This window comes from Anaerotruncus massiliensis (ex Togo et al. 2026), assembly GCF_030825285.1.
Classification (GTDB): domain Bacteria; phylum Bacillota; class Clostridia; order Oscillospirales; family Ruminococcaceae; genus Anaerotruncus; species Anaerotruncus massiliensis.
The window spans coordinates 160,320-172,985 of sequence record NZ_JAPJQF010000001.1 but is presented as its reverse complement, the minus strand read 5'-3'; the positions used below and the strand labels follow the sequence as shown (position 1 = coordinate 172,985).

11 protein-coding genes are annotated in these 12,666 nt (G+C 63.0%); 9 read left to right on the top strand and 2 right to left on the bottom strand.

Annotated elements, in window-relative coordinates; genetic code table 11:
- Positions 1–18 precede the first annotated feature (18 nt).
- Positions 19–1,002, top strand: a complete 984-nt coding sequence (locus RCI06_RS00825) for an AraC family transcriptional regulator (protein WP_121586221.1) — start codon at positions 19–21, stop codon at positions 1,000–1,002.
- 95 nt (positions 1,003–1,097) lie between these two features.
- On the opposite strand, the gene RCI06_RS00820 is transcribed toward RCI06_RS00825, so the two are convergent.
- Positions 1,098–2,348, bottom strand: coding sequence for an L-rhamnose isomerase (locus RCI06_RS00820; RefSeq protein WP_306573700.1), 1,251 nt, complete (start codon positions 2,346–2,348; stop codon positions 1,098–1,100).
- The gene (rhaB, locus tag RCI06_RS00815) at positions 2,335–3,747 is read right to left on the bottom strand and encodes a rhamnulokinase (RefSeq protein ID WP_121586223.1); all 1,413 of its coding nucleotides are present in this window, start codon (positions 3,745–3,747) and stop codon (positions 2,335–2,337) included. The genes RCI06_RS00820 and rhaB overlap by 14 nt, the downstream gene beginning before the upstream one ends.
- Positions 3,748–3,918: 171 nt before the next feature.
- Here rhaB and RCI06_RS00810 point away from each other — a divergent pair, with 171 nt between their 5' ends.
- The 8 genes from RCI06_RS00810 to RCI06_RS00775 all read left to right on the top strand — a co-directional run bounded on the left by RCI06_RS00810 (position 3,919) and on the right by RCI06_RS00775 (position 12,588).
- Positions 3,919–4,635, top strand: a complete 717-nt coding sequence (locus RCI06_RS00810) for an ATP-binding protein (protein WP_276871526.1) — start codon at positions 3,919–3,921, stop codon at positions 4,633–4,635.
- A gap of 277 nt (positions 4,636–4,912) precedes the next feature.
- Positions 4,913–6,031, top strand: a complete 1,119-nt coding sequence (locus tag RCI06_RS00805) for a PfkB family carbohydrate kinase (protein WP_121586225.1) — start codon at positions 4,913–4,915, stop codon at positions 6,029–6,031.
- 135 nt (positions 6,032–6,166) lie between these two features.
- Positions 6,167–7,210 (top strand): sugar ABC transporter substrate-binding protein, encoded by a 1,044-nt coding sequence (locus tag RCI06_RS00800; protein ID WP_121586226.1) that lies wholly within the window; start codon positions 6,167–6,169, stop codon positions 7,208–7,210.
- An 81-nt stretch (positions 7,211–7,291) separates the two neighbouring features.
- Positions 7,292–8,797, top strand: coding sequence for a sugar ABC transporter ATP-binding protein (locus RCI06_RS00795; RefSeq protein WP_276871522.1), 1,506 nt, complete (start codon positions 7,292–7,294; stop codon positions 8,795–8,797).
- On the top strand, positions 8,794–9,768 hold the full coding sequence (locus tag RCI06_RS00790; RefSeq protein WP_242970826.1) for an ABC transporter permease: 975 nt from the start codon (positions 8,794–8,796) through the stop codon (positions 9,766–9,768). The genes RCI06_RS00795 and RCI06_RS00790 overlap by 4 nt, the downstream gene beginning before the upstream one ends.
- A 15-nt stretch (positions 9,769–9,783) precedes the next feature.
- The gene (locus tag RCI06_RS00785; RefSeq protein ID WP_306573630.1) at positions 9,784–10,707 is read left to right on the top strand and encodes a pseudouridine-5'-phosphate glycosidase; all 924 of its coding nucleotides are present in this window, start codon (positions 9,784–9,786) and stop codon (positions 10,705–10,707) included.
- A 27-nt stretch (positions 10,708–10,734) separates the two neighbouring features.
- A complete protein-coding gene (locus tag RCI06_RS00780; protein WP_101550365.1) occupies positions 10,735–11,583 on the top strand; it encodes a nucleoside phosphorylase in 849 nt (282 codons plus the stop codon).
- Positions 11,584–11,616: 33 nt separating this feature from the next.
- Positions 11,617–12,588 (top strand): carbohydrate kinase family protein, encoded by a 972-nt coding sequence (locus RCI06_RS00775; protein ID WP_172439199.1) that lies wholly within the window; start codon positions 11,617–11,619, stop codon positions 12,586–12,588.
- The last annotated feature ends 78 nt before the right edge of the window (positions 12,589–12,666 follow it).

Here is a 12,666-nt window from a genome sequence, read left to right as displayed (position 1 = left end):
CGGAAAGGAGGGGGTTGGATGGACGCGGAGCTGCTGCGGCTGCTGCGCGAGGTCACGCCGGAGGAACAGAAGATCCTCGACGGCACGGGCATCGACCGGAAGCTCTACACCGGTAGCGACAGCTTCACGGTCGAGAGCGGCCGGATGCTGGCGAACGGGGAGCTGATCCGGGTGCGCACCCACACCCGCTTCACCGGGTTCCCGCGCCACAAGCACAACTACATCGAGATCATGTACATGTGCGAGGGCAGCACGACCCACATCATCGACGGACAGAAGGAGGTCGTGCTCCGGAAGGGGGACCTGCTCTTCCTCAACCAGCACGCCTACCATGAGATCCTCCCGACCGGGGAGGGGGACATCGGGGTCAACTTCATCGTGCTGCCCGAGTTCTTTGACACCGCCTTCCGGATGATCAGCGGGGAAAACGTGCTCACGCGGTTTCTGCTGGGGGTGCTGCGGCAGTCCTCCTGCAGCGGCAAGTACCTGCATTTCAAGGTGGCGGGGGTGCTGCCGGTGCAGAACCTCGTGGAAAACATGGTCTACGCGCTCGTCTACCACCAGGGCAACGAGCGGGAGATCAACCAGACGACGATGGGGCTGCTCTTCCTACAGCTTTTAAACTTCGCCGACCGCATTGAGGAGAGCGAGGAGAACCAGTATGAAAACATGATCGCCGCGATGGTGATGAAGTACATCGAGGAGCACTACCGCGGCGGCACTCTCGCGGGGCTGGCGGACATGCTCAACCAGTCGCCGTCGGGGCTCAGCCGGTTCATCAAGCAGACGTTCGGCGCGACCTTCAAGGACATGCAGCAGCGCAAGCGGTTCCAGGTGGCGCTCGAACTGCTCTGCGACACCACCCTGCCGGTCAGCGACATCGTCTACGCGGTGGGGTATGAGAACAGCAGCTATTTCTACCGGCTTTTCCGGGAGAAATATCAGATCAGCCCGCGGGAATACCGCGCCGGACACAGCCGGGGCGAACGCCTGCGGGTCTGAGGGAATGGAATTGGGAATGGGAGAAACGGCGAACGGGGAATCCATGCGGATTCCCCGTTCGCTTTATTTGGAGGAAGAAAGATGGTGGGAAACCGTCAGTTGCGGCCCTGGAGGACGTCCTTTTCATAGTGGGAGATTTCGGAGAACCAGCCCTCGTCGGCGGCCACGCCGCAGCGTTCGCAGAACTCCGCCCACACGTCCGCGTAGGGGTAGAATTTGAGCTCCTCGCTGAGCATCATCAGCCGGGTGTAATCGGAGGCGTCCTGCAAGCCGCGCATCATCCCGTGGGGGGTCAGCAGGGCGCAGAGCAGGGCCTTCTGCATGTTGCGCATCCCGACCACCCAGGCGGAGATGCGGTTGATGCTCGCGTCGAAGTAGTCGAGCCCGATCATCACCCGATCGAGCGCGTCGCAGCGGACGATCTCCTTGGCGATTTCCCGCAGCTCGTCGTCGAAGAGGACGACGTGGTCGCTGTCCCAGCGGACGGGACGGGTCACGTGCAGCGCGACCTTATCGAAAAAGAGGAGCATCGAGGGGAGCTTATCCGAGACCATCTCGGTGGGGTGGAAGTGGCCGTTGTCCAGCAGGCAGAGCACGCCGTTCTTTGCCGCGTAATTCATATAGAACTCGTGGGAACCGACCGTGCAGCTCTCCACGCCGATGCCGAACACCTTGCTTTCGACCGAGTCGGCAATGTACCGGGGGTCGAGCTTTTCGGAGTAGATTTCGTCGAGCGCCTCCTTGAGGCGGCGGCGGGGGCCCAGCCGGTCGGCGGGGACGTCCTTGAAGCCGTCGGGGATCCAGATGTTCACGAGGCAGGTGGTTCCGAGCTCGCGGCCGAAGTATTCGCCGATGCGGCGGCAGGCCTTGCAGTGGTCGATCCAGAAGCGGCGCACCGCCCCGTCGGGGCTGGAGAGGGTCAGGTTGTCGACGACCATATCGTCGGAGAAGAGGGTGGGGTTGAAGTCGAGGCCCAGCCCGCGCTGACGGGCGAACTCCACCCAGCCCGCGAAGTGCTCGGGCAGAAGCTCGCTCTTGGGGACGTGCTTTCCGCCGGTCAGCGCGTAGCTCGCGTGCAGGTTGATGCGGTGGGTGCCGGGGATGAGGCGCAGCGCCTCGTCGATGTCGGCCATCAGTTCCCCGGGGGTGCGCGCCCGGCCCGGATAGTTGCCGGTGGCCTGGATGCCGCCCGTGAGCTCGGCGTCCTCAAAGCCGCGCACGTCGTCCCCCTGCCAGCAGTGCATCGAGAGCGAGACGTTTTGCAGCCTGCGGATCGCCTCCTCGGTGTCGACGCCGAGCTTTGCGTAGCGTTCCTTGGCTTCCTGATAACGGTTACTCATTGTAATTCCTCACTTCCTTGATGTCGAATGAATTTGCGACCGCGCGGCGCGCCTCGGAGAGGGAGGGGAACACGCCGTCCCGGAGCATCTGCGCGAGCAGGTTGCCAACGACGGTCGCCTCGGTCGGACCGGTGTGCACCCGTTTGCCGGTGTACTGGCGGGTCAGGCGGTTGAGGTAGTCGTCCTTGGTGCCGCCCCCGACGATGTGCAGGTCCTCATAGGCGCGCCCGGTGAGCGTCTCGATCTCCCGCACCGCCTCGCCGTAGCTTTTGGCCAGGCTGTGGTAGATGCAGTTCATCAATTCGCCCGGGTCGTTCGGGACGGGCTGGCCGCTTTTGCGGCAGACCTCGCGCACCGCGCCAATCATCGAGTCGGGCGCGAGGAATTCGGGGGCGTTCACGTCCACCCGGGTGGTGAAGCGGTCGGCGGCGATCGCCATGTCGCACAGGTCGTCGAAGGTGTATTTGCCGCCAAGCTCCCGTTTGACCGACTGGATCATCCAGAGGCCCATGATGTTCTTGAGGTAGCGGTAGCGGTAATCGTAGCCGCCCTCGTTGGTAAAGTTTTTGCCGCGGCTCTTTTCCGAGCAGTCGGGCGTCGTTCGCTCGATCCCGATCAGCGACCAGGTGCCCGAACTCAGGTAGATCGCGTCGCCGTCCGGGCAGGGGACCGACATGACCGCGGAGGCGGTGTCGTGGGTGGCGGGCAGGACGACCTCGCAGTCGAAGCCCACCTGCGCCCGAAGCTCCGGCCGCAGCCGCCCGGCGGGCGTTCCCGGCGCCGACACCGGCTCGAACAGCCGCCTGGGGACGCCGATCAGGTCGAGCAGCTCCCAGTCCCAGTCGCGCGAAGCGATGTTCACGAGCTGGGAGGTGGTCGCGTTGGTGTACTCGTTTTTCATCGCGCCCGAGAGCAGGTAGTGGAAATAGTCGGGCACCATCAGCAGACGCGCGGCCTGCTCGAGCTGCTCCGGATGCTCCTTTTTGAGCGCGGCGAGCTGGTAGATCGTGTTGAAGGGCTGCTTCTGGATGCCGGTGCGCGCGTAAAGCTCCTCCGGGGGGATCAGCTTCGCGACCTCCGCGTCCATCCCGGCGGTGCGCCCGTCGCGGTAGGCGACCGCGTCGCCGATGCGGCCGCCGTCCTTGTCAAGGAGCACGTAGTCGACGCCCCAGGTGTCGACGCCGACGCTCTGCGGGGGCATCCCGAGCTCGACGCACCGTTTGAGGCCCGCCACGATCTCGGAAAAGAGCCGGTCGATCTCCCAGCAGAGATGTCCGCCGGTCTTGACGAGCCGGTTCTGGAACCGGTGGACCTCCCGCAGCCGGAGCGTTCCGTCCTCGAGCCAGCCCAGGATCAGCCGGCCGCTCGAGGCGCCGATATCCACGGCGGCGTAATAGCTTGCCATAGGCACCCTCCTCTGGTATGAATTCTGTTGATTTTATTATACCGGCCGTTTGGGCACGGGATAAGGTCGTGGTTTTCGGAAAAATGCGTCCTTTTTTCAATCTGTTGGAAAAACAACAGACTTCATCAATAAAATCCGTTATCCTGAGGACGGAAAGGGAGGATGACGACAATGAAACGCAGAATCATCACGATAGACGAAGAGAAATGCAACGGCTGCGGACTGTGCGCGGACGCCTGCCACGAGGGCGCGATCGGCATGGTGGACGGGAAGGCAAGGCTCCTGCGGGAGGACTACTGCGACGGCCTGGGGGACTGCCTGCCCGCCTGTCCGGCGGGTGCGATCTCCTTTGAGGAGCGGGAGGCTCCCGCCTACGACCATGCGGCGGTGCTCGCCGCGAAGGCGGAAAACGTGAAAGCGGAAAAGGCGCTGCCCTGCGGCTGTCCGGGCAGCCAGGTCAAAACGATCGAGCATCCCCGGCGGGACGAGGCCGTATCCGCGCCCGCGGCGGAGATGGCGAGCGAACTGCGCCAGTGGCCGGTACAGCTGAAGCTGGTACCGGTGAACGCGCCCTATTTTGACGGCGCGCATCTGCTCGTCGCGGCCGACTGCACCGCCTTTGCCCATGGAGATTTCCACCGGCGGTTCATGAAAAACCGCGTCGTGCTCGTCGGCTGCCCCAAGCTCGACGAGGGCGACTACGCCGATAAGCTGACGGAGATCCTCCGCGAAAACGACGTCAAAAGCGTCCATGTGGTGCGCATGGAGGTGCCCTGCTGCGGCGGGATCGAAAACGCCGTCCGTGGCGCCCTGCAGGCCAGCGGGAAATGGATCCCCTGGCAGGTGACGGTCGTCTCGACGTCGGGCGAGGTTCTGGACGAAACATGATTCTGAAGAGTAAAACGGGCTCCCGCATATTGCGGGAGCCCGTTTTTTTGCACAATGCTTAGGCGCGCAAATGGTGGAAAGCGTGCCTGCAATTGGGGAAATAGAATCAAAATATACAATTGATGGTAAAATATCCTCAAAATTTAGTGAATTTAACGGAATTTTTTGTCGAATTTTGTTGAAAAGAATGTTGACTTGTTTTGCGGCGCTGGCTATGATGAAAATATAAGGAAATGGTTACGTAAATACGCAAATGCTTAGATCGGAGGTGGGACAGATGGTAACCGACAGGGAACGGGAACTGCTCTCCTGGATCGAGGAAAACCCGATGATGTCCCAGCAGGAGCTTGCCGACCGCGCGGGCATCACCCGGTCGTCCGTTTCGGTGCACATTTCCAATTTGATGAAGAAGGGCATGATCCAGGGAAAGGGCTATGTCGTGCAGAAACGCCCCTATGCGGTGGTTGTCGGCGGCGTCAATATGGATATCGCCGGCTATGCCAGCGGGGAGGTCGTCCCGCACGATTCCAACCCGGGCAGGGTGGAGCACACGGCCGGCGGCGTGGGGCGGAACGAGGCGCACGGCATGCGTCTTCTGGGCCTGGACGTCAAGCTGGTCACCGCCTTCGGCGACGATCTCTATGCGGAAAAGCTCCGGCAGAACTGCCGTGATCTCGGTATCGACGTCAAGGACGCGATCACGGTGGTCAACGCCGCGACGTCAACCTATCTTTCGGTGGTGGATCACCGGGGGGACCCGGTGGTGGGCATCTCGAGCATGGACATCTATGAACATCTCACCCCGGCGCTGCTCGCACAGCGCATGGGGGTCATCAACCGGGCGCACACCTGCGTGGTGGATACAAACCTCACCGAGGATGCCCTTCGCTTTTTGGCGGACAACTGCCGCGTACCGCTCTTCGCAGAGACGATCTCGGTGGCCAAGGCCCACAAGCTGCGCGGGATTCTTGACCGGATCGATACGCTCAAAGCGGACCGGCTGGAGGTCCAGCTGCTGCTCGGTCGGGAGCCCGACGAAAAGGCCGACGTGGAAGTGACGGCCAGACAGCTGCTGGACCGGGGGGTCAGGCATGTTTACATCACCCTTTCGTCGGGAGCCTACTGCGCGGATGAGACCGGTGCCTGGCGGCTTCCCGGCTACCCGGCGGAGGTCGTCAACAAAACGGGCGCGCGGGACAGTTTTATGGCCGCGCTCGTGTGGGCGCGGATGCGCGGGATGGACCTTCGGGAATCCGCCTGCGCGGGGCTGGCGGCGGCCGGCATCTGTACCGCGGGCGAACCGGTCGTCAATGAGGAGCTCAGCGAACAATATATGCTGGAGGTGATGCAGGGGACGCGGAAGATCACCGCGTCGAAAACCAGGTACTTTCTCTGAGCCGGCAGTGGAGCCGGCCATACGTGGACGGGCGATCGGGCCCGACATCTATGTGTGTGAAGCGTTCGGCCGGGCGAGCCCTCCGGACGCGCCGATTCCCCGGGTGGGGAAGTGAAATGAAAAGGAGAGATCAGAATGAACGGAAAGAAAATGCTCGCGCTGCTGCTGGCGGTCGTCATGGCGGTCATGCCGCTCTCAGGCTGTTCGATGAAGGGGGCGGCGGAGCAGCCCGCGGCGCCTTCGGCGGCTCCCGCGGACGAAGTCCCGGCGGACAAAACGGAGGCTGTCGCGCCGGGAGAGGAAAAACAGCTGAAGATTGGATTTTCCATCATCACGCTGACGTTCCCCTACTATGTGAAGATGCTCGACGGGTTTGAGGCGGCCTGCAAGGAAAAAGGCTGGGACTATGTCTATACCGACGCGGGCATGGACGTGGAAAAGACGGTTAACGACTGCCTCGACCTCACCCTCAAGGACATCGACGCGCTCGTGATCGCAAGCTGGTACGGCGACTCGCTGCAGGATGTCTTCGAGCAGTGCAAGGCGGCGAACATCCCCGTATTTCTGATCGACACCGGTTCGCTGCCGCCCGATGGGGACTATGTGACCAACATCGGGACCGTCGATTTCGACGCGGGCTACAACGGCGGATACTGGGCCGCCGGGCAGATGAAGGAGGCGGGAAAGGAAGCCGTCAGGATGATCTCCTTTACCACCGCGACCTCCAACGGACGCAACCGCGCCGACGGGTTCGTCAAGGGCCTCGAGGAGGGCGGCCTCACGGTGGAGGTGCTCAACGAGTACCTCGGAGACTCCCGCGAGAGCTATATGACCTCCTGCGAGGATGCGCTCGTGACCTATCCGGAACTTGACCTGGTTTTCGCGGCGAACGCGCAGGGCGGCTTGGGCGCGTATGACGCCTGCGTCGCGGCCAACCGTCCCGAGGTCAAAATCGTCGGCTTTGACTGCGAGGATGAGGAGGTCGAACTGATCGACAAGGGCACCCAGTACATCGCGAGCGTCATGCAGCTTCCCGCGGGCATGGCCCAGCAGACCATCCAGAACATCGAGGACTACCTCTACAATGGGGCGACCTTTGAAAAATCCACTCCCTACGAGTCGGGCGTTTACTGTGCGCAGGGCGCGCTGACCACCGAGGATATCCTCGGCAGCAAATAAAAGCGAAACTCCCTTCGCCTGCGGGTTTCCGGGACGGGCGGCCGTCCCGGGCCCGCGGGTTCTGAGGAAAGGAACATTGCCATGCAGGAAAATCACGACGGGAATGTGCTCGTATTGAAAGGGGTCTGCAAGGAATTTCCGGGCGTCAAGGCGCTGACCGACGTCGACCTGACCATCCGCCGCGGAGAGGTCCACGCCCTGGTCGGGGAGAACGGCGCGGGCAAATCGACGCTCATGAAGATCCTTTCGGGCGCCTATAAAAAGGACGGCGGCACCATCCTTTTTAACGGGCGGGAGGTGGAGATCGGCACCCCGAAGGCGGCCGAAAGGCTGGGGATTTCGATCATCCACCAGGAGCTCAACCTGATGGGCAGCCTGACGGTCGCGGAGAACATCTTCCTCGGCCGGCAGCCGAGGGCCCGCGGCATCGTCCAGTGGAAAAAGATGTTCGACGACGCGCAGGCGCTTTTCCGGCGGCTCGGCATTGACGGCGACGTCAGGAGTCCGGTGGGCGAGCTGAGCATCGCCCGCCAGCAGATGGTGGAGATCGCCAAAGCGGTGAGCGTCGACGCGAAGGTCGTCATTATGGATGAGCCGACCTCCTCGCTCACCTCGCGGGAAACGGAAATCCTGTTTTCGATCATCGGGACGCTGAAGGAGCAGGGGGTCGCGGTGATCTTCATCACCCACCGGCTGGAGGAAATCTTCCGGGTGGCCGACCGGCTGACCGTCCTGCGCGACGGCTGCTACATCGGCACGCGTGAGGTGAAGGAGACCACCAAGGACGAACTGATCGCGATGATGATCGGACGGGAGCTCACCCAGCAGTTCCCCGCGCGGAATGCGGAGATCGGGGAGGTCTGCCTCAAGGTGGAGCACCTCTCGGACGGAAGACGGGTCAGGGACGTCTCCTTCGAGGTGCGCCACGGGGAAGTCGTCGGCTTCGCCGGGCTGGTCGGCTCGGGACGCACCGAGACGATGCGCCTCATCTTCGGGGCGGACAAACGCAGGTCGGGCAGGATTCTCATCAACGGCCGCGAGGCGGCCGTGGCCACCACACGGGACGGCATCCGGTCCCGGATCGGCTTTGTCACCGAGGACCGCAAGGGAGAGGGGCTACTGCTTTCGCTGCCGGTGCGGTTCAACATCACGCTGGTTGCCATCCGCAAAATCCAGCGGATGCGGATGCTCAACATGAAGAAGGAGCAGCAGGTCTCGGAGGACTATGTGAAGAGTCTGCACATCGCCACCCCGTCGATTAATCAACGGGTCGTCTACCTCAGCGGCGGCAACCAGCAGAAGGTGGTTGTGGCCAAGTGGCTCTTCTCCGATTCGGAGATCGTCATTTTGGACGAGCCGACCCGCGGGATCGACGTGGGGGCCAAACGGGAAATCTATGAGATCATCAACCGGCTGGCGTCGGAAGGCAAGGCCGTCATCGTGGTCTCCTCCGAGATGGAGGAGGTCATGGGGATCAGCGACCGCATCATCGTGATGCGGGAGGGCGAGGTTGCCGGGACGGTGGAACGGAAGGACTTTTCCCAGCAGCGGATTACAGAATATGCGGTAGGAGGGACGGCGTCATGAGCGGCGGAGCCCAAAAGAGAAACCTGACCGCGGGGAAGATGGTGAGTTACGCCTGGAACAAGCTCGGCGTATGGCTGGTTTTTATCATTCTCTTCATCCTTCTCGCGTTTGCCAACGAAAAATTTCTGCTTCCCGCGAACCTGATCAACGTGGTGCGGCAGATCTGTGTAAACGCCGTTGTGGCGCTCGGCGCGACCTATGTCGTGCTCTGCGGCGAGATCGACCTGAGCCAGAGCTCGCTGGCGGTGCTCGCGGGATGCGGCTGCGCGATGCTGATCATGAGGGCCGGGATGAACATCTACCTCGCGATGGTCATTTCCCTTGCGGCCGGTACGGTCGTCGGCGCGCTGATGGGGCTCATCGTCACCAAGCTGCGCGTGCAGTCGTTCATCGCGACTCTCGGCATGCAGTATGCGCTGGCGGGCGTCGTGCTTCTGCTCACCAACAGCCAGCCGATCACCGGGCTGCCAGATTCCTTCGCGGTCTTCGGGCGCGGCTATGTCGGCCCGATCCCCGTCCCGTCGATCATTTTGGTGATCGTCTTCCTGATCGGCGCGTTTGTTTTAAAATATACCGCCTTTGGACGCAATGTGCTGGCCGTCGGCGAAAATCCGACCGCGGCGAACCTGTCGGGCATCAGCGTGCACAGGACCAAGATCGCCGTCTTTGCGATCGCGGGTCTCATGAGCGCGATGGGCGGCCTGCTGCTGACCGCGCGGCTCTCGTCGGGACAGCCGTCGTCCGGCTCGGACCTGTCCCTGCAGGCGCTGGCCGCCGTCTTTGTCGGCGGCGCGAGCAAGGGCAGCGTCATGAACACGCTGGCGGGCGCGCTCATCATGGGCCTGATCAACAACGGCCTCAACCTCATGGAGGTCAACGCCTACTGGCAGAAGGTCGCGCTCGGGTTCATCATCGTCGGCGCGGTCGCGCTGGACATGTTCCGTTCGTCCCACTCCGGGTCGAAACAATAAAGGAGGATGCGCACATTGCTTTCTAAGGAGTTTTTGGAGTGCTCGCCCGAGGTCGAAGCCGCCCTGGCGGCGGGAAAGCCTGTCGTTGCGCTCGAGTCGACGATCATCTCCCACGGCATGCCCTACCCGAAGAATGTTGAGACCGCGCTCGCGGTCGAACGGGTCGTGCGGGAGCAGGGGGCCGTGCCCGCGACGATTGCGGTGATCGGCGGGAAGCTCAAAGCGGGACTCAGCGAGGAGGAGATCATCCACCTCGGCAAAAAGGGGACGGAGGTCATCAAGGCGAGCCGCCGCGACCTGCCCATCCTGCACGCACTTGGCAGGGACGGCGCCACCACGGTGGCTGCGACGATGATCGTCGCGCACCTGGCCGGCATTTCCGTCTTCTGCACGGGCGGCGTCGGCGGGGTGCACCGTGGCGGGGAGAACACGATGGACATTTCCGCGGACCTCGAGGAACTGGCGCAGACGCCGGTGCTCGTCGTCTGCGCCGGGGCCAAGTCGATCCTCGACATCGGCCGCACCCTCGAATACCTCGAGACCAAGGGGGTTCCGGTTGTCGGCTACCAGACTTCGGAGATGCCCGCCTTCTACACGCGGAAAAGCGGCTTTGGGGTCGATTACCGATTGGATACGCCGCGCGAGATCGCGGCCTCCTTTTACGCCAAGCGGAAGATGGAGATCCCCGGCGGCATGCTCGTGGCAAATCCCATTCCGGAGCAGTACGCGATGGACGCGGACTACATCAACGGCAAGATTGACGAGGCGGTCGCGGATGCGGAGCGCCGGGGGGTCAAGGGCAAGGAGATCACCCCCTTCCTGCTCGATGCAATCCAGAAGATCACAGGCGGCGAAAGCCTGGAAGCGAATATCCGTCTTGTCTTCAACAACGCGGTCGCCGCGTCGAACATCGCGGTGGAACTGGCAAAGCTGAAATAACCGATGGAATAGAAAGGAAGGACTCTTATGAGCAAGATCAATCGAAACGAGCCGCCCCTCTTTGAGGTGGATGGGAAAGCGGTCCTGACGGGACTCAGGCGCGGAGACAAACTGGGCAGGTATGCGATCCTGGCGGTCCGCGATCCGCTGGGCTTTTCCAAGGATGCGGCGGACGTCATCGCCGACTCGATGACCGACGTCAGGGAGATCACCCGCAATTCGATGTTCACCGTCCTCAGCGGCTGCTATCAGGACGCGCAGATCATCGTCTGTTCCACCGGCAGCGGCGGCGCGGACACCGAGATCGCAATGGTGGACCTCATGCAGTACGGCGGCGTGGACACCTTCCTGCGCATCGGCACCTCGGGCACCCAGCGCCCCGACCTCAACGTCGGCGACATTGTCATCACCTCCGGCGCGGTCCGCGACGAGGGCCTTACCAAGGAATATATCGACGCCTGCTACCCCGCCATCGCCAGCTATGAGCTGATGCTGCCGATGATCGAATCGGCGCAGGCCCGTTCCCTCCGCTATCATGTCGGCATCACCCGCTCCAACGATGCGATCTACTGTGGACAGGGCCGCCCGGTTATGGGGTACCTGCCCAACGAAGGCGTTGTCGAGCATTGGGTGAACGCAGGCGTGCTCAACGTCGAACGCGAGACGGCCGCCATCCTGACCCTTGCTCAGCTCTTCCATGCGCGCGGCGGTTCGATCTGCACGGTCTGCAACAGCTCGATCACCCAGAAGGTCGGCGTATCGCAGGGGATCGACGATGCGATCGCCGTCGGTCTGGAGGGGCTTGCACTCCTCGCCAGGCGCGACGCGGAGAAGGAAAGGGCCGGGCAGAAATGGTGGAGCCCGCACTGCGGCTGATGCGCCGGCAAAATGGGAAAGGGGGGCCGGAGGATGGGGCTGAAGACGCCGCCCGGCGGCATGAATAAAACGGCCGGGCCGGAGGTGCTTGCGATCGGCGACGTGCTGATGGATTACCAGTACTGGGTCGACCGGTTCCCGCAGAGGGGCGGGGACGTCAAAATCCTGATGTCGAGCTGCAGCCCGGGCGGATCCGCGGCGAACACTGCGTTTTCCCTCGCGCTGCTGGGGATCCGGTGCGGATTCTGCGGACGGATCGGGAAGGACGCGGCGGGCCGTCGTGTCGAGGAACGGATGCAGAACGCAGGTCTGGACCTGAGCTGCATGCAGTACGGCGACGACACCGGCTATACCGTGACGATCATAGACGACCGCAGCGAACGGACGATGCTATCCTTTCGCGGCGCAGCCGGCGAACCGCTGGAATTGACCGCCGCGCTCCGGCAGACGCTGCAAACCGTCCGGGTGCTGCTGCTCTCCGGATACCTGCTGGCCGATGCGGCGCAGGCGCGCTTTGCGGTCGAGGCCGCCGGGATGACGCGGCGGGCGGGCGGGCTGGTCGCGCTCGACGCCTCCCCAAATATCGAAAATGTCCCGCCCGATACCCTGCGGGAGGCGCTCGCTGTAACCGATATCCTGCTGCCGAACCGGCGGGAGATGCAGGCGATCACCGGCGTTTGGGAAACGGGCGCCGGCCTGGATGCGCTGCTGTGCAGGGTGCCGATCGCCGCGCTCAAGCTGGGCGCGGAGGGGTCGGCGCTCGGGATCCGCGGCGGATACTCCGAAACCGGACGCTGGCATGTCCCTGCCGTCGAGGTGACCCCGCTGGATACGACGGGCGCGGGAGACGCCTTCAACGCGGGATTTCTCGCGTCCTACCTGCGCGGGGAAAAACCAGAGGACTGGCTTCGAGCGGGAAACGCGCTCGCCGCGCGGGCAATCTCGCAAAAGGGCGCCGTGCCGTTCGACGGAATGGAAGAAAAGGTGTGTGCCGGAGTCGGCTGATTGCACACCGGATATCCAGAGGGGATCCCGCCGGCGGGATTCCCTCTGATTCTTTTCCTGGCCGCCCGGCCTTCCATT